This window comes from Williamsia sp. 1135, from assembly GCF_002095395.1.
Taxonomy (GTDB): Bacteria; Actinomycetota; Actinomycetes; order Mycobacteriales; family Mycobacteriaceae; genus Williamsia.
Genome location: NZ_MJEI01000067.1, coordinates 1 through 17,422 on the forward strand (window position 1 = coordinate 1; position 17,422 = coordinate 17,422).

The following is a 17,422-nucleotide window of genomic DNA, read 5'->3' on the forward strand; positions in this document are numbered from 1 at the left end:
GGCGAAGCGATTCGATCGCCGCGAAGAACGCGACGACGGTGCGGAGTTGGCAAGCTACAACGCCATGCTCGCGGCAATGTCCGCATCAACGTCTGCCGGGGGCAGTGGCACCACCCCTACCACCGGCGACACAGCATCTGCACCCACTGAACCCGAGCCCACTGAACCCCAGCTCAGTCGGCCTGACCCTCGCCCTGAGACCTAACACCTTCACGGGCAGCCTGCGTGCAGAGCCAGCTGCCGCCCCGGCCCTGCAGAGTCCATTCCACCGACCTATGCGGCGCGTCGGTAACCACCGAAGGCCACAACGAGTGCGCCCAGCACCGCAAGAGTGCACGCGATCTCCCACCCAGCGCCAAGTCGGGTGGCCAGGGTCGTGGTGGTGTGCAGCGGCACATCAGCAACAAGAACGTCTGGGGTGAACAGATCCGTCTGCTGTGTCACGGTGCCCTCGGGGGTGACGATCGCACTGACGCCACTGGTGGCTGCGATGACCACGGCCCGGTTGTGTTCGACCGCTCGCACCTGCGACATCGCGAGTTGCTGATAGGTCATGTCGGTGCGCCCGAAGGTGGCGTTGTTGGTCGGCACTGCGATCAGTTGTGCACCAGCGCGCACTGATTCGGTGATCAAATCGTCAAAGGCGACTTCGTAGCACGTGGCCACTGCCAACCGGATGCCGCCGAGGTCGACGACGCCGTTGCCCGTCCCCGCGACGAAATTCCCCGCCTGCCCTGCATAGGAGGACAGTCTGCTCATCAGTCCGGGCAGCGGCAGGTACTCCCCGAACGGAACCAACTGACGTTTGTCGTGTTCTTGGCCCGGACCGGTGGTCGGATCCCACACCACCGAGGTGTTGCGGGATCGGCCATCATCGCGAGCTACGACGGCCCCCACCAGGATGGGTACGCCTATGGCTCGGGCCGCGCGGTCGATGGCGGCGGCGGCGTCGGGGTTGGTAAAGGGATCAATATCAGACGAGTTCTCCGGCCACACCACCACAGTGGGCTGCCCGACCCGACCCGCTCGGACATCGGCGGCGAGTTCGAGGGTGCGTTGCACGTGGTTGTCGAGTACGGCGCGGCGCTGGGCGTTGAACTCCAGCCCCATCCGCGGCACGTTTCCCTGTACGACGGCCACTGTCACCGTCTGCTCCCCCGGGTCCACTGTCTGCGACGGGGTCCAGACCAGTAGTCCGACCACGGCGGCCGCACACCCCGGGACCGCCACCGCCCGGATATCTCGGGTCCATACCGCCATCGCGGTGGCCGCCGCAGCGGCGCCAAGCAGGACCGTCACGAACGACAATCCGGGGGCGCCGGCGAGCGCCGCGAGCGGCAGCAGGGGCCCATCAGCCTGCCCGAAGGCGATTCGGCCCCAGGGGAATCCGCCGAACGGGACGCGCGAGCGTGCAGCTTCGACCGCCACCCATGCGCACGCGAGCCATATCGGCGCGCCGGGCACCCTGCCGATGATGGCAGCCACCGCGCCAAACGCTGCGAACGCGAGCGCTTCGATCGTCGCCAACGCCAACCAGGGCACCGCCCCGACGTACTCCCCAACCCACGGCAGCAGCGGGAGAAAGAACCCGAGCCCCGCCAAATATCCATACCCCGCCGCGGCCTTCAAAGATTGCTCGCGCAGCGTCAGAATCAACAGCGCCACCGCCAACGGAGCCACCCACCACAGCTGTCGCGGCGGAAAGCTCACGTACAACAATGCTCCCGAGCTCGCCGCGGCGACCGCCCGCAGAGCCGCGGCTACTCCTCGAGCTGCCGCCGCATTGTCGAGCCACCATTGTCGAAATGGCAAAGCGCCGTCATCGGCAGCTGCCGATAGTGGTAGCTGTTCGGACCCGGGTTCGTGGGAGGTCATCTACGCCGGGGGCCGCTGCGCTGTGTCCAGGGCATGGGGTGTCGAGGTGGCCAGGAGCGCATCGACCATCTCGGTGAAGTTCTCACCCCATCCAGCCTGATCGGTGCGCGCCAGGCCGGCCATCTCTACGGTGCACCGCGCGGCGCCGGCTGTCGGCATCGGGGTGATTCGTGCCCAGATCCGTCGGCGTTTGATCAGGAGGGAGACCAGCAGACCGCCGAGCATGGTAATCGAGGAGACAAGCACCCACTTTTGGGCGGGGTCGTGCGACACCTGCAGCGATACCCACCGCTGGTAGCCGTCGAACCGGATCGATGTGCCGTCGGCCAGGCGGGTGTCTTGGCCGGTGAGCAGGTTGACGCGTTCGATTTTGAGGAGCCGACCCTGGTTGATCATGTCCACGTTCAGGCTGTAGACGTTCTGCGGCCGGCCGGTGTCTAGCCCGGTATCGCCCTGGTACACATCGATGGCCACGGCCGGGTTGTCCGGGATGGGCCACGCCGAGGTCATCAGACCGCCGTCGAATACCGCAGTGGGAGCAAACAGTCCCTCCACCGCAATCTGTTTGGTTCGCCGTTCGTCGTCGTCGGGGTACAGGCCAGCCGGGGTGTCGAAGCGGGCGGCTCCACTCGACATCATGGTTTGCAGTTCGTCAGGCTGGAACGGGACGGTCTGGGTGCGGGTACGCCCGTCGGGGAAGGTGACAGTGAATGTGGGGGCGAAGCCGTGGCCGAGGAGATAGACGCGATCACCGGCGACCCGCAGTGGATCGTTGACCTTGAGGGCTCGCTGGTTCCACTCGCCATCTCGAATGTCGTTGCCGCTTTGATATTTCAGGGTGGCGGTGTACATGTCGGGTTGCCCGGTCTCAAGGTAGCTGGCGTCGAACGCCTCGACCTGGATGCAGAACTCGTTGAGGTTGGTGCCGTCGACGAGATTGCCGGCCCGGAAGGAGTCGTAGACCGCGGTGGAGGTGTTGCACAGCCCTTCTTGCCCGTCGGCGACGAGGATCCGGGTGCCCTCGTAGCCGAGCATCTTGCCCGCGGCGATTGCCACCAGCAGGGCCAGCAACGAGAAGTGGAAGACGAGGTTGCCGAACTCGCGCAGATACCCTTTTTCCGCCGATACCTCCGTCGTGGTGACCGAGCCACCGCCTGGACCGGGTGTGTCGATGGTGCGTACCGTTGTGCGCCACCCTCGCAGTCCTTGTCCGATGGTGTCCGCAATCTGCTCGGGCGTGCCGTTGGTGTCTCGCACCTCGTGCCGGGGTAGGCGGGCGAGGTTGCGCGGTGCGGCGACCGGGCGGGCCCGGAGGGATTTGGCGTGGTCGGCGATCCGCGGGGTTAAACACCCCACCAGCGAGATGAACAGCAGGGCGTAGATCGAGGTGAACCAAACACTGGAGAAGACCTCGAACATCTGAAGGTTGTCGAGAACCTCACCGACGGTGCCGTTGTCAGCGATGTATTGGCTGGTCTTTGTGGCGTTGAGGTCCCGCTGGGGCAGCAGGGCTCCGGGCACGGCAGCGATGGCCAGAAGGAACAGCAACGCCAACGCGATACGCATCGAGGTCAACGACCGCCACAGATTGCGGGCGGGCCACAGCACACGCCGCTGCAGGTGCCGGCCCCAGTGGGGCTCGGTCAGCCCCGCTGCAGACGTGCTCACAGGGTCAGTCCGAGATGGGTGTCGACTGCTTGAATCAACTCGTCGGTGGAGGTGAAGACCTGGGGTAGGACAGCTGCCACCGAACCGTCCGCGCGCAGCAGGACCGTGGACGGATAGACGCGCGGGACACCCAGCGCTGCGGCCATCGCGGCATCGGGGTCGATCACGGTCGGTAGATCGACACCGATCTCGATGAGCAGGTTCAGCGACAGGAAAGGATTCTGTGCACCCTCGCTGCCCTGCACGGTAAGGATCTTGACACGATCACCTGCGCGGCGTTCGAAGTCAGCGAAGATCGGCAGTTCCTTGCGGCACGGCGCGCACCAGTAGGCCCAGAAGTTGATCACCCACATCGCACCGGCAGTCGCGGTCCCGAGATCAACATCGCCGCCGCCGGCCAGACACGGCACCCGCACACCCGCCAACTCCGAATCCGGGCCGGGCGCCGCGGTGCCCGCCGGACACGGCTGCAGGGCGGCTTGCTGCCGCGCAGCAGCGAGTTCGTCGGCAGGGACCGTGGCCTGCTCGCCGGGAAACGCCGCCGCGGAACCGGTGGTGGCCGGGGCCGGGGCGGTACCCGGGTCCGCAGACTCGCGCGGCCAAATCGCTGCAATGAGCGCGATCACCACGATCAGTGCTGCGATGGTCCACCGCGTGGACGCCGAGATCGCAAGGCGCCCCCTTCCAGGGGCGGGCAAGGTCTTCATCAGTGGACATCGGATCGGGAGAGGGGCGAGGCGGCGGGCCGGCGCTCCTGCCACACCGCCCCGATGATCATCACCACCACACCCACCGACAAGAACACGTCGGCGACATTGAACGTCGGCCACCATCCGGTATGGAAGTAGTCGGTGACGCGGCCATCGAGCGCTCGGTCGATGACATTGGCGCAGGCGCCGCCGGCCATCAACGCCAGACCTGCGGTCATGATGGTCGGGACCCTGCCGGCGCTGCGCCACCCGTAGATCACCAGGGTCAGCGACAACGCCGCGGTAACAATGACCAGGATCCAGACGGGTTGTCCCGCAGCAACACTGAACCCAACGCCGGTGTTGTAGGCGAGAACGAGCTGCAGCATCCCCAGGTCATACTGGCGGTCCTGCAACATCTGCCGAAACACCGGCTCAAGAGCAAGGGCAATCACGGTAGCTCCGCCGACGCCGACAAGAAACCCGCGGCGAAGCACGGTGCGCTGAGGCATCTGTTGCTTACGGGTTCGGGTCGGTGGAGGACTCGTGCGTACCCACCGTGAGCGGTTCGCGGCGGGCCTCTTCTGTCTTCTTGCTGTTGTGACCCTTCCCAACATGGGCTTCCTCCCGCATCCGATTGACCATGTGCGGGTAATGCAGCTCGAACGCCGGGCGCTCGGACCGGATCTTGGGAAGTTCGGTGAAATTGTGTCGCGGCGGTGGGCAACTGGTCGCCCATTCCAGCGAGTTACCAAAGCCCCACGGGTCATCGACGGTCACGACTTCGCCGTAGCGGTAGCTGCGGAAGACGTTCCACAAGAACGGCAGCGTGGAGGCGCCCAGGATGAAGGAGCCACCCGTCGAGATCATGTTCAACGTCGTGAACCCATCGGAGGCCAAGTAGTCGGCGTAGCGCCGCGGCATGCCCTCGTTGCCCAGCCAGTGCTGCACCAGGAAGGTGGCGTGGAATCCGACGAAGGTGAGCCAGAAGTGGATCTTGCCGAGTTTCTCGTCGAGCATCCGGCCGGTGATTTTGGGGAACCAGAAGTAGATACCGGCGTAGGTGGCGAAGACGATGGTCCCGAAGAGCACGTAGTGGAAGTGCGCCACCACGAAGTAGCTGTCCGAGAGCTGGAAGTCCAGGGGCGGGCTGGCCAGCAGGACACCGGTCAGACCGCCGAAAAGGAACGTAACGATGAAGCCGATCGAGAACAACATCGGTGTCTCGAAGGTCAGATGGCCCTTCCACATCGTGCCGATCCAGTTGAAGAACTTCACCCCGGTCGGGACCGCGATCAAAAAGGTCATGAACGAGAAGAACGGCAGCAGTACCGCCCCCGTGGCGTACATGTGGTGGGCCCACACCGCTACCGACAGAGCGGCGATGGCAAGGGTGGCGTAGATCAATCCGGTGTAGCCGAAGATGGGTTTGCGGGCGAAGACCGGGAAGATTTCCGAGACGATGCCGAAGAACGGCAGTGCGATGATGTAGACCTCGGGGTGCCCGAAGAACCAGAACAGGTGCTGCCACAAGATAGCGCCGCCATTGGCCGGGTCAAAGATGTTGCCGCCGAACTGGCGGTCGAACTCCAGCGCCATCAGCGCGGCGGTCAGCAGCGGGAATGCGAGCAGGATCAGCACGCTGGTCACCAGGATGTTCCAGGTGAAGATCGGCATCCGGAACATCGTCATACCTGGTGCACGCAGGCAGACCACGGTGGTGATCATGTTGACCGCACCCAAGATGGTCCCCAAACCCGAGACGGCCAGGCCCAAGATCCACATATCTGCACCAGCCCCCGGCGAATGAATCGCATCGGTGAGCGGGGTGTAGGCGGTCCAGCCGAAGTCGGCGGCGCCGCCGGGGGTTATGAAGCCGGCGAGCGCGACGCTCGAGCCGAACACGAACAGCCAGAAGCTCAACGCGTTAAGACGGGGAAACGCCACATCAGGGGCCCCGATCTGCAGCGGGAGAACGACGTTGGCGAAGCCGATGACAATCGGTGTGGCGTACATCAGCAGCATCACGGTGCCGTGCATGGTGAACATCTGGTTGTACTGCTCGGTGGACAGGAACTGAAGCCCCGGTGCGGCGAGTTCGCTGCGGATCAGCAAGGCCATCAGGCCACCGATGAGGAAGAACGCGAAACACACCACCAGGTACATGACGCCCAGGGTTTTGTGATCGGTCGTGGTGATCATCTTGTAGATGAACGACCCCTTGGGCCCTGTCCGGGCCGGAAAGGGCCGGACCGGTTCCACTTTCGCCGGTTTATCCAACAGACTCATATATCCACCCAACTCATCCGGCAACCGAACCCTACATCTAACTACTATCCATCATAGTAGTTAGATCCACTAGTCCGACCAAGGGGACGGCCGCAGGCCGGGAGTCAACCACGCAGCTACTATCTGAAATAGTAGCTTGTCCATGGGTGCGGCTTCGTTCATACTTGCATACATGCGCATATCACTATGTGTACAAGTTGAGGAGAGATGACCATGGGGCACGGCCACAATCACACTCACGCCGCACTGGCCCCTGGCGAGGCCGCCAGCGCGTCGGGTCGACATGTCCGGCGTCTGGCGATGGCGTTGGGCCTGGGGCTGATCACGCTGGTAACCCAGATCATCGTCGGGTTCGCGACGTCATCGTTGGCGCTGCTGTCCGATTCGGCCCACGTCTTCACCGATGTGCTCGGCGTGTTCATGGCCTTGGCCGCAGTGTTGTTGGCCAAGCGCGGCACCTCACGGACCGATCAGACCTTCGGTCTCTATCGCGCCGAAGTCTTTGCCGCACTATTCAATGCAGCGCTACTGTTCGTGGCCGCCGGCTGGATTCTCTATGAGGCGGCCCAGCGCTTGTCTGATCCCCCCGAGGTGCCTGGCCTTCCTGTGGTGCTGGTGGCCTTGGTCGGCCTGGCGATGAACATCATCGCTTTTCTGTTGTTGCAGTCCGGAGCGAAAGAGAGCATCAATATTCGAGGCGCGTACCTCGAGGTGATGGCCGACATGATCGGTTCGGTCGGTGTGCTGCTCAGCGGTCTGGTGACGCTCCTATTCGGGTGGCGGTATGCCGACCCCCTGATCGGTGTCGGTATAGGCTTGTTCGTGTTGCCGCGCGCCTACACCCTGGCGCGTGGAGCGTTGCGGATCCTGTTCCAGCACGCGCCGTCGGGTGTCGACGTCGATCAAGTGCGCGCGGACCTGGTCCACCTGGACGGCGTTGTGCAGGTGCATGATCTGCACGTGTGGACCTTGACCTCGGGGATGGAGGTGGCCTCGGCCCACATCGTGGCGAAGCCGGCCGCCGACCACTCCGCGGTCCTGCTCGCGGCGCAACAGATGCTCGCCGGCAAGCACCACCTCGAGCACGCGACCGTGCAGGTCGAGCCGGTATCGGGCTCGGGTTGTCACGAACTTACCTGGTGACCTGCCCTGCCGATGTCGGCTCGCTATCGGGGCGCTGAACCGCGGCGCTCGTTGCGGTGGGCGTCCACGGCGGCGATGCCCTCGTTCACTCGCGCCCGCAGCGGTCGTAGGAAGGTTGCCGACGCCGCCAGGGCGACAACGAGTCCGCCCGCCATGGCCAGGAGGATCGGTAGATCGAGTGTCAGAGCCCGGGCACCGAAGTAGAGCGCGATGACTGTCACAACGACCGTGGCCATCCGGGCGCCGTTGAGAATCAGCACGTCGCGGATCAGTCGACGCGTGACGGATTCACTCATAAGGCAAAGACTCGTCCTGACGATAGTTGCACTGGTGTCACAGATCGCGGACCGGCAGGCCCAGGGTGGCCAGCATCAGGATAAAGAGCGCCCAGCCGACGCCTTGCCATAGAGGCCACAGGCCGCCGCGCTGCCACGCGCGATAGGTGTGGACGAACGCGCCGAGCCCACCGAGCATGAAGACGGCCGGTGCGCAGAACCCCCAAAATCGGGAGTCGGTTTGCCGGTAGGCCACCAGAAATCCGATACCTACCAGGACAAATACTCCCAGGTAGATCGCTCCCGCGCGGACCGCCCGCGGGTTGCTCCAGTCTTTGTCGGTGTCGCTGTTGTCAATGGTCATGGTGGCCCTATCGGTTGAACGGAAAGTCGGGGTGCGCACTGGGGGTGTCCACGTGACGTCGTCATCTCGTGCCCGGCGGACCGTTAGGGTTCGGCGGCGATGCGCTCGACCCTCTGGCGCAGCTCGTCGGCGGTGATCGCGCGCAGGTAGACAGCCGCGGCGCGGTGGCGCCGGTCGAGGACCACCGTGGTGGGTACCACTGAGGTTGGTGTGGTCAGGGTGGCCAGCGTGCGCCCGTCGTAGTCGTAGATCGACGGGTAGGTCACGGCGCGGTCGGCGACAAAATCCCGTCCGGACTCCTTACGGTCGCGGAAGTCGATGCCCAAGAACGCTACCCCCAAGTCTTTGGTCTGCTCATACACTTGTTCCAAGGCTGGGGCCTCTCCGCGGCATGGCCCGCACCAGGACCCCCACACATTGATGACCACCACTTGGCCGGCGAAGTCGGACAGCCTGATCGTGCTGTTGTCGTCGAGCAGATCTGGGCCCATGAGTTCACCGACCTGACCGCGCGAGTCCGGTGGATCATAGAAAATGACGGTTTGGCCGCCAGGTGAGACGAACTCGAACGAATCACCCTGTTGCACTGCATCATCACCGGTGCCACAGGCCGTCATCACCCAGGCAAGTATCGCCACTGCTACAGCAATGAACCTGCCCGGCCTGTTCTCTTCCCGCCGCCAGCTCATCATCGGCGAGAACCGAGAGTGCGGAGAAAGTTGTTGTAGGCCTCGAGATCCTCGGCGTCTTTCACCTCGTCGTAGTCGTTGGGTGAGGTCACCGATTTCTCTTCGTCGCGTCGCCATCGAGAGGCGAAGATCAACACGATCAGCAGCGCCACCGGTTCCCCGTAGGACCAGGCCAGAGCGCCGGCGACCGCTTGATCATCGACGGGGTTGATCCCCCACTGCGGCGGCGGGTCCGCGAAGCTGGCGACCAGCACGGTCGGAGCCATCATGAACACGACTCCGAAGAACACGTGCAGCGGCATCTCGAGGAAAATGTCGAGGAGCCGGCCCAAATTGGACTGGCGCATCGGTAGGGGCCCAATCGAGAGAATCGGGATGATGAACAGCAATCCGCTGACCAGGAAAAACACTTCCATCCCGGTGTGTCCCAGCCAACTGTCGTTGAGTGTGTCGAAGATCGATGAGAAGTACAGCCCGTAGAAGCTGAACAAGAACACCGGGATCGCAAACCCTGGGTGCAGCGCGATTCTGCTGACCCGCGAGCGCGCCATCCGCAGCGTCGCCCGGCGCATCCGGCGGCCTCTGCCCTCGTCGGGAACGGCCGCGAACAGCAGCAGCCCCGGGGAACCCATCACCAGCAGCGGCGGTACCAGCGTCGAAAGGGTCATGTGCTGAAACATGAAAGCGCTGAACAACCCCACGCCGTATCCCTCGATGGCCAATCCGGTCACGGCCGACAAGATCAGGCAGCCAGAGAGAAAGCTCAGCGACCGGTACCACGGCCACGGTCGGCCGAGATGACGAAGCCGCGCCAACCCGAGACAGTAGATGGCGGCGAGGACGAGGCCGAGGGTGGCGAGCAGCGGGATCGGGGGCAGATCCCACCGCATCATGCCCATGATGGTCGGCGGAGCGTCAGGAACCTCGAGCACCACAGCACCGTCCTCACCCGACTCTGTTGTCCCCTCGCCCGGCACCCCAGCGGTACCGGGCAGGGACAAAACACACGTAAACTACTAGGCATCTTAGTAGTACGGCGACAGGAGTGAGCGAAGTGCCAGTTCAGACCCCTCAAATGCCAGCCGAGCAGGCACGTCCGTGAGCCGCAATCTTAAGGTCTCACTCGCAGTGGTGTTCGTGTTCTGTCTTACGCTGACCGTGGTGTTCGTGGTCTCACGAGCCGGCGGTACCGGTAAGGCAGAACAGTCTGCAGCGCCCGTCCGGGCCGATTCGCAACGGCTGTCGGCACCCAGCGACTCCAAGGCGACGTTCGTGGAGTTCTTGGATTTCGAATGCGAAGCGTGCGGGGCGATGTATCCCACCGTCGAGCGACTGCGCCAGACCTACGGCGACCAGGTCACGTTTGTGGTCCGCTACTTCCCGCTGCCGGGTCATTTCAACGGCGACCGCGCAGCGCGGGCAGCTGCGGCGGCAGCGCAACAAGGTCGGTTCGAGGCAATGTACAAGAAGCTGTTCGAAACCCAGCAGCAGTGGGGCGAGCAGCAGGAGCCACTCGATGAGCTGTTCTCCAGCTACGCACAAGAACTCGGCCTGAACATGGAGCAATACGCGGTGGACTACAACTCCAAAGCCACCCGAGAACTCATCGACCGCGATATCGCCGACGGTAAAGCTCGCGGGGTGAGCGCCACACCCACGCTCTATATCAATCACACCGCCGTCGAACCCGGCAGCTACGAGGAGCTGAGCTCAGCGCTCACCTCCGCGATGGCGAAGTGACGAGCTCAACAGCCCCACTGACACCTCAGCAGTCAGTACTGTTCCCGCAGTTGCTTTCCTGGGTCCTTGGTGTGTGCGGGGCCGTAGGTTTGGTCTCGGCATTCACCCTGACGGTCGAAAAGTTCGAACTGGCAACCAATCCCGGCTATACACCAACCTGCAGCATTAACCCGATCGTCAACTGCGGCTCGGTGATGGACACCCCGCAAGCCTCTGTGTTCGGGTTTCCCAACTCACTGCTCGGTATCGCTGGCTTCGCCGCTCTGACCACTGTCGCAGCTTTGGTGGGACGCCGCCCAGCCCGATGGGTGATGATCGGTCTGCAGGTGGGCATGACCGCAGCTTTGGTCTTCGTGCATTGGCTGATCGTGCAGAGCCTGTACCGCATCGAGGCGCTGTGCCCATACTGCATGGCTGTGTGGGTGGTTGTTGTGGTGGCCTTTTGGTACGTGAGTCTGCGCACCGCCGACAGTTACTGCCCTCCTGGCCTGCTGCGTCGTGCACTCGATACCATCCTGGCGGTTCATTCTCTAGGACCCGTGCTGTGGGTGCTAGCGGTGATCGCTCTAATTACCGAGCGGTTCTGGTGGTATTGGTCAACGTTGGTGTGATTGCGGCGTCGTCCGCATCCAGGCACTCTCCCGCTTCCCCTGGCGGACAGGAACTGCCTCAGATGGGCAAGGTCATGTTGGTGACGAACATGTCCCGTACCCATACAACGAAGTAGTCCCAGATACCGGTGATCAGCGCAATTCCCACGATGATCATCAGGACTCCACCCACAAGCTGGATGCGGCGCGAGTTGCGGCGCAACAGTCCGACCGCTCGCACCGCCCACACTGAACCGAAGCCCAACACCACAAAGGGGAGCCCTAGGCCCAGGCAGTACGCCACGATGAGCACCACGCCACGGGCGGCGGTGGTATCTGCGGTGCCGCTGGCCGTGGCGATGATGGACGCCAGTGTCGGACCCAGACACGGTGTCCATCCCAGCGCGAAGACCGCGCCCAACAGCGGCGCACCCACCAGACCCGAGACTTTGCGTGGGTGAAATCTGACCTCGCGTTGCATCGCGGGGAAGGCGCCCAAAAACACTAGGCCCATCACGATGGTCACCACCCCACCGATGCGCTGCAAGAGTTCCCGGTTGATCGTCAGTGCTGAGGTCACCCCGAAGACAGTCGCCGTCGCCAGCACGAACACCACTGTGAAACCCAGAACGAACAGCAGTGCGGCACCGCCCACGCGCCACTGCGCCCGGCGCTGGCTGTGAACCGAGACACCGGCGGCCGAGGACGGTGTGGGCTGCGATATGGCCGCGGCCCCGGTGAGACCGGCCAGGTAGGACAGGTAGCCCGGTACCAGTGGGATCACACACGGCGAGGCGAAGGACACCAGTCCCGCCACCGCACACGCGCCTATTGCCAGCAGCACTGGCCCACCAGAGACCATTGAGGAGAACTGCTCCCCCACCGATGCAGCCATCACGCTGTGTCTCCACACTCCTGTTGGTTCATTGTCGACACCCCCATCGTGGGTGTGTGGCATGACCGGACATCTACCAGATGCAACTACTATGCACGATAGTAGTTGCTATCACTGTAGTGAGGCTTCGTCCGTGCAGTTGTACGGCGGCGCGGGCCAGAGAGCGAGGACATCCCGTGGCACGACCGGTCATCGGGGTCGCAGTACGCGACAGGCAGCCGCCGGGATCGGCAGCACAGAAGGTCGCGCATCGTCTCGATCTCGATGGTCTGCGCGGGGTCGCGATCATGCTGGTCGCGTGTTTTCACATCTGGTTCGGGCGGGTTTCGGGCGGCGTTGATGTTTTTCTGGTTCTGTCCGGCTACTTTTTTGTCGGCTCACTGCTGCGAGAGGTCACCGCGGCCCAGTCGCCGGTGGTGAGGTGGTGGCCTGCGGTGTCCCCCCCTCCCCCGATTGGTGCGGCTGGGGCGGCGCCTCCTGCCGACATTGGCACTCGTACTGATCGCTGTCGTCGGCGCCACAATACTGCTGCTTCCCCAGACCCGGTGGCTGTCGACCGGACGCGAAGTGGTGGCAAGTACGCTGTACTACCAAAATTGGTACTTGGCGTTCAATTCTCGCGATTACACCGCTGCCAGTTCGGTGAACAGTCCGCTGCAACATGTCTGGTCGATGGCGGTACAGGGTCAATTCTTCGTGATCACCCTATTCGCAGCGCTGGGTATCGGGGTGCTGCTCAAGTGCGGGGGCCGCATCCTCACGCCGGTACTGGCGCGCCCCGTAGTGGTGCAGGTGGTCGCTGCCGCCGCCATCCTGGCGGTGGCGGCGATGTCGTTCTACTGGGCAACGATGCGGATGTCGGTCAACCAGTCCTTCAACTACTACGACACCATTGCACGCGTTTGGGAACCGTTGACCGGAGGCCTGCTGGCGGTGGTGGCGCCGACCATCGCAAGCTTCTGGGTCCGTAGCCTGCTGGCGATCACGGGTCTGGGGCTGATCCTCACCAGCGGTTGGTGGATTGACGGCTTGACCAGTTATCCGGGTCCGTGGGCCTTGGTACCGGTGGCGGCCACGGTGGCGCTGATCGTCGCGGGGAGCCCGCCGGCATCGGTCTCGACCACACCACCGCTGGTCAATCGGCTCCTCGCCACCGGCGTTCCCGTCTGGTTGGGCGCGATAGCTTACGCGTTGTACCTCTGGCACTGGCCAGTCCTGATCTTCTACTTGTCTTGGCGAAAGATCAACGCGGTCAGCGTCGTCGACGGGCTCATCGTGTTGGGCACATCCATTGCGTTGGCATGGTTGACCTGCCGCGTCGTCGAAGTACCCCTGCGGGCGAGGCCGTCGGCACCTCGATCTGCCCTCGCCCGCCCCGAGACCGGGCCGCAGGAGCGGTCTGGCCACACGGCCGCTGCCCAGACGCGGGTCACCGTCGGCCTGCTCGTGGTTGGCGTCCTGCTCAGCGGCGTCGGGATCAAGGTCTGGGAACGCCACGTCGCCGCCATCCGGGTCGATACCACCAACCTGGATCCGCGCATCTATCCCGGCGCTCGCGCGCTGCTGACGGGTGCACCTGTGGCCACGGTGGACCCGGTACCCTCACCGCTCGAGGTGGTCAAAGACCTGCCCGTCACATCGTTTGAGGGGTATATCAGCGGCTTCGACGATTCCACCGTCCGCGTCGGCACGTACGGTGATCGCACGGCCACCCACACCATCGCCCTGGCCGGCGGTTCGCACGCCGAGTTCTGGATCACCGCGCTCGATGCACTCGGAAAGCAGAACAATTTCAAGGTCAAGACCTATCTCAAGATGGGTTGCCCGCTGTCCACCGATCCGATGCCCACCCAGCGCGGAGTCCCCTACCCTGGCTGCGCTGACTGGGTGCGGGAAGCGATGAATCAGATCCTCGCCGACCGTCCCGATGCGGTGTTCACCAACACAACCCGTCCCCGAGATGACGCGCCCGGCGACTGGGTTCCTCCCACCTATCTGCCCATTTTCGCTCAGTTCGCCTCAGCTGGAATACCGGTGCTGGGTATGCGCGATACGGTGTGGCCCCATAACGCGGCCGGCCTTATCGACACCCCGTCGTGCTTGGCCGACGGCGGCAACGCCGAAACCTGCGGAACGCCTCGACAGTCAGCGCTCTCTCCCACCAACCCCACCCTCGATATCATGGGCACAGACTCCACCATTGCCCCGTTGGACCTGTCGGAAGGGTTCTGCGACGAGGACCTGTGTCCGGCAGTCATCGGCAATATCGTGGTCTACCACGATGTTCATCACCTCAGCGCCACCTTTGTCCGCAGCCTCGCACCTGAGTTGTGGCGGCAGATGACTACGGCGCTGCCGTGGTTGGCGCAGTAATTGCCTACCACTTTTTATTTTCTCGTGACGTAGTGCTTCCCGGGGCACCGGGCGAGTCTCACTAAAGCACTTCAGAGCGCGCTACCTTCTAGCCAGACATCCCAGGGGACGCTCCAGTCACCGTTCTGCCATTGGGCAAGGGGCTCACCACCGGTGTTGCGGACTTCCACGATGTCTCCGGGCACAGAGAAGTCGTAGAACCAGCGGGCGTTGTCCGGATTGAGGTTCAGGCACCCGGCGGACATGTTGGTGTTTCCTTGTTGGGCGATGGTGTCGGTGAGTTCGTGCAAGTAGATGCCGTCGTTGCTGATCCGGGTCGCGTAGTTGATGCTCTGGCGGTAGCCCAGACGCGAATTGACCGGTAGTCCGTAGGTGGAGGAGTCCATGATGACGGGGTTGGCCTTGTCGAGCACGGTGTAGATGCCCCGCTGAGTCCAGAAGTGGATGGTCCGCCCGTTGACGGTTTCGGTGCCCCCGCGTCCCATGGACGTCGGCATCGTACGGACCATCTCCCCATTGTTGAACACGGTCACCTGTTTGGTGGTGTCGTCGGCAATGGAGACATGCGAGTCGCCGATGACAAACGATCGGGCAAGGTCTTCTTGCCCATAAAGCCCATTGCCCAGGTCGACCCCGTAGATGTCGGCGCGCACAGCCACCGCGGTGCCCGGCGGGTAGTACTCCTGGGGCCGGTAGTGCACATTCTGGTCATCGACCCAGCTCCACTGCCCCTGCACCGGCGGCTCGGTCTGCACCGACAGACACCGCTGCGCGGCGGCCCGGTCCGGGATGGGTTCGTCGAACTTGATGACCGCGACCACTCCCACGCCGTAGGTCGCGCCCTCGGCGAGCGTTCCCCCGCCGGTGGACACCAACGACGCGGTGGTGAGGTTGTCGGGCTTGACGGTGCCGAACGAACTGATGACCTCGTTGCTGCGGCCGGTGTCGTCACGACTGGTCACCGCCAGTTGGTAGGTCCTGTCATAGCCCAGCGGGGTCTCGGGTTTCCACGTCACCGCGTCAGGGGTCATGATGCCGGGAATGACCCGGCCTTGATCGTTGGTCATGACCACCTCCGACAACGTCCCCCCGGCAACGGTGACCAAAACCGCGCCCAGCGGATCAAACCCTTGGGTGCCCGGGGCCGGAGTGAAGGTGACCGCTCCCCCCGGTACCCCCGCGACAGCGGGCGACGAGCTCGCCGACGAGGTGGACAGGGGCGAGTTGTTTGTTGAGCAGGCCGCCAGGAAAGCGGCAGCTGCCGCACCTCCACCTAGTGCCAACAATCCCCGCCGATTGATCTGGACATCAGCCATACGATGGCGCTCTGGCACTGGTTACGCTCCTCAACCACGCACTACAACTAAGACTCCTAGTAGTTTACGGACAAGCGCATGGCGCCCGCCGCGTCGAACCCCGGCGAGGGACCCAACTCTTCCCGCCAGGGGCGGCGCTCCCCGCCCACCCCCGGTGCCCATCCCAAATGACCGCACCCCTGCCTGGTCCGTCTCCCCGCTGCGACACAGCCCAACCTTGGCCTGCCCCGAGAAGTGAAAAACTAACCAACATAGTAGTAACCTGTTCGAGTCCTGCCCGATATCACTTTGTTGCATGGCCCGACTTGAACTGAAGGACCTTCACTTGGCACGGCACCGCAGACCCGACCCCGCCCCACATAACGCCCGCGACACGTCGCTGCGCGGACCGCTCGGCACCGCACCACCTCTCCCGCACCTCGCCGGCGGCCAGTCATTACCGGCCCGGCCACGTCCGGGCCGCCACCGGCCCGCGGTACTCGAGCCCCGCCCGCTGGTCTCCGCGCCGCCGCAGTCCTCGCGGCGACCGAGCGAGCCGCACCCTGCCCAGGCTCGCCGGCCGCACACCCGCACACCCGCACCGGGTACGGGCGCCACCCCTGTCAGGCACCGTCCCCAGCCGCCGGCCCCATCGCGCGGCGGTTGCAGCGTGCAGTCGGTGGCGACCGCGCCGTGGGAGCGGGCGGTGTGCGCCCAGACCGACCGCAGCCCAGATGGGGTGTCGAGCTACTGCGAGCAACTCGACCAGCGGCACGAGCGCGGCAGCAGCGCAGTCACGCGGTCGGCCGGTATCAGCGGATCGCTGGTGGCTGCGGTGGTCTTGCTCGCAGCGGGCGGTACCGCAGCCACCGCGCTCACCCATGAGCCTGAACCGGTGGCCGAACCCGTCGCACGCACCGTGACCGCGGCCGGACCGACCGCGAGTTCGCAGCCCGGCGCCGTGCGACCGGTCAGTACCCAGCAGAGCTCCGCCGTCGAGGTGGCCCCGGCGGCGCCGCCCGCGCCGCTCGATGCGTTGACCACTGCCATCGAGGACCTCGTGGCCCAACGAGGCCGCCCCGCCCCGCCTGAACCCACCCCGCCGCCCCGGTTGGCCTCGGCAGCACCGACGTACGGCACCGTCACCTCCAGCTACGGCTCCCGTTGGGGTACAACGCACTACGGTCTCGATATCGCCAACGTCATTGGTACTCCGGTGGTTTCGACCAGTGACGGGGAGATCATCGAGTCTGGCCCTGCGGACGGGTTCGGGCTGTGGATCCGGGTGCTGCAGGACGACGGCACGATCGGGGTGTACGGACATATCAACGAGACCCTGGTCAGTGCGGGTCAGCGGGTGCAGGCCGGTGAGCAGATCGCCACCGTCGGTAACCGCGGCTACTCCACCGGCCCCCATCTACATTACGAGGTCTGGCAAAGCGACGGCCTCAAACTCGACCCCGCGCAGTGGCTTCGCAATCGAGGGGTCGACCTCGGATGAGGCGCCGGTGGACGATCACCCAGCCAGTAGAGACAA

17 protein-coding genes are annotated in these 17,422 nt (G+C 64.3%); 6 read left to right on the plus strand and 11 right to left on the minus strand.

Annotated features, from left to right (window positions below):
- Positions 1-205, plus strand: a 205-nt coding sequence (locus BFL43_RS29130) for a hypothetical protein (protein ID WP_143695096.1), incomplete at its 5' end; no start/stop codon positions are given.
- Between the two features lie 68 nt (positions 206-273).
- Here the strand turns inward: BFL43_RS29130 and lnt are convergent.
- From lnt to ctaD, 5 genes are all read right to left on the minus strand, one after another.
- Positions 274-1,752 carry an apolipoprotein N-acyltransferase gene (gene lnt / locus BFL43_RS04750; RefSeq protein WP_240498065.1) on the minus strand — a complete coding sequence of 493 codons (1,479 nt, stop codon included), beginning with the start codon at positions 1,750-1,752 and terminating at the stop codon, positions 274-276.
- 123 nt (positions 1,753-1,875) lie between these two features.
- Complete coding sequence (locus tag BFL43_RS04755) at positions 1,876-3,543, minus strand: cytochrome c biogenesis protein ResB (protein WP_240498061.1); 1,668 nt, start codon at positions 3,541-3,543, stop codon at positions 1,876-1,878.
- Positions 3,540-4,250: a TlpA disulfide reductase family protein gene (locus BFL43_RS04760; RefSeq protein WP_084891277.1), complete on the minus strand. Its 711-nt coding sequence runs from the start codon at positions 4,248-4,250 to the stop codon at positions 3,540-3,542. The genes BFL43_RS04755 and BFL43_RS04760 overlap by 4 nt, the downstream gene beginning before the upstream one ends.
- A complete protein-coding gene (gene lspA / locus BFL43_RS04765; RefSeq protein WP_084891279.1) occupies positions 4,250-4,744 on the minus strand; it encodes a signal peptidase II in 495 nt (164 codons plus the stop codon). The genes BFL43_RS04760 and lspA overlap by 1 nt, the downstream gene beginning before the upstream one ends.
- Before the next feature lie 7 nt (positions 4,745-4,751).
- A complete protein-coding gene (ctaD, locus tag BFL43_RS04770; protein WP_084891281.1) occupies positions 4,752-6,521 on the minus strand; it encodes a cytochrome c oxidase subunit I in 1,770 nt (589 codons plus the stop codon).
- 213 nt (positions 6,522-6,734) lie between these two features.
- On the opposite strand from ctaD, the gene BFL43_RS04775 reads away from it, so the two are divergent.
- Positions 6,735-7,664, plus strand: a complete 930-nt coding sequence (locus BFL43_RS04775) for a cation diffusion facilitator family transporter (protein ID WP_084891356.1) — start codon at positions 6,735-6,737, stop codon at positions 7,662-7,664.
- A 23-nt stretch (positions 7,665-7,687) separates the two neighbouring features.
- Here BFL43_RS04775 and BFL43_RS04780 read toward each other — a convergent pair whose 3' ends face one another.
- The 4 genes from BFL43_RS04780 to BFL43_RS04795 form a co-directional block, all read right to left on the minus strand.
- Positions 7,688-7,960 (minus strand): DUF4229 domain-containing protein, encoded by a 273-nt coding sequence (locus BFL43_RS04780; protein WP_084891283.1) that lies wholly within the window; start codon positions 7,958-7,960, stop codon positions 7,688-7,690.
- Positions 7,961-7,997: 37 nt separating this feature from the next.
- The gene (locus tag BFL43_RS04785) at positions 7,998-8,303 is read right to left on the minus strand and encodes a hypothetical protein (protein ID WP_084891285.1); all 306 of its coding nucleotides are present in this window, start codon (positions 8,301-8,303) and stop codon (positions 7,998-8,000) included.
- A gap of 83 nt (positions 8,304-8,386) precedes the next feature.
- Complete coding sequence (locus BFL43_RS04790; RefSeq protein ID WP_084891287.1) at positions 8,387-8,995, minus strand: TlpA disulfide reductase family protein; 609 nt, start codon at positions 8,993-8,995, stop codon at positions 8,387-8,389.
- Complete coding sequence (locus BFL43_RS04795; RefSeq protein ID WP_084891358.1) at positions 8,992-9,891, minus strand: cytochrome c oxidase assembly protein; 900 nt, start codon at positions 9,889-9,891, stop codon at positions 8,992-8,994. Before BFL43_RS04795 ends, BFL43_RS04790 begins: the two co-directional genes overlap by 4 nt.
- Positions 9,892-10,090: 199 nt before the next feature.
- Here BFL43_RS04795 and BFL43_RS04800 point away from each other — a divergent pair, with 199 nt between their 5' ends.
- Both BFL43_RS04800 and BFL43_RS04805 read left to right on the plus strand, forming a co-directional pair.
- On the plus strand, positions 10,091-10,732 hold the full coding sequence (locus BFL43_RS04800; protein ID WP_084891289.1) for a thioredoxin domain-containing protein: 642 nt from the start codon (positions 10,091-10,093) through the stop codon (positions 10,730-10,732).
- Between the two features lie 38 nt (positions 10,733-10,770).
- The gene (locus BFL43_RS04805) at positions 10,771-11,343 is read left to right on the plus strand and encodes a vitamin K epoxide reductase family protein (RefSeq protein ID WP_143695098.1); all 573 of its coding nucleotides are present in this window, start codon (positions 10,771-10,773) and stop codon (positions 11,341-11,343) included.
- Between the two features lie 58 nt (positions 11,344-11,401).
- Here the strand turns inward: BFL43_RS04805 and BFL43_RS04810 are convergent, their stop codons facing one another.
- Entirely contained in the window at positions 11,402-12,217 is an 816-nt protein-coding gene (locus BFL43_RS04810) for a cytochrome c biogenesis CcdA family protein (RefSeq protein ID WP_240498062.1), read from the minus strand.
- Between the two features lie 486 nt (positions 12,218-12,703).
- Here BFL43_RS04810 and BFL43_RS04815 point away from each other — a divergent pair, with 486 nt between their 5' ends.
- Positions 12,704-14,590, plus strand: a complete 1,887-nt coding sequence (locus tag BFL43_RS04815; protein WP_346425942.1) for an acyltransferase family protein — start codon at positions 12,704-12,706, stop codon at positions 14,588-14,590.
- 71 nt (positions 14,591-14,661) lie between these two features.
- Here the strand turns inward: BFL43_RS04815 and BFL43_RS04820 are convergent, their stop codons facing one another.
- Positions 14,662-15,906 carry an Ig-like domain-containing protein gene (locus BFL43_RS04820; protein WP_084891297.1) on the minus strand — a complete coding sequence of 415 codons (1,245 nt, stop codon included), beginning with the start codon at positions 15,904-15,906 and terminating at the stop codon, positions 14,662-14,664.
- Between the two features lie 325 nt (positions 15,907-16,231).
- On the opposite strand from BFL43_RS04820, the gene BFL43_RS04825 reads away from it, so the two are divergent.
- Entirely contained in the window at positions 16,232-17,386 is a 1,155-nt protein-coding gene (locus BFL43_RS04825; RefSeq protein WP_346425943.1) for a peptidoglycan DD-metalloendopeptidase family protein, read from the plus strand.
- The last annotated feature ends 36 nt before the right edge of the window (positions 17,387-17,422 follow it).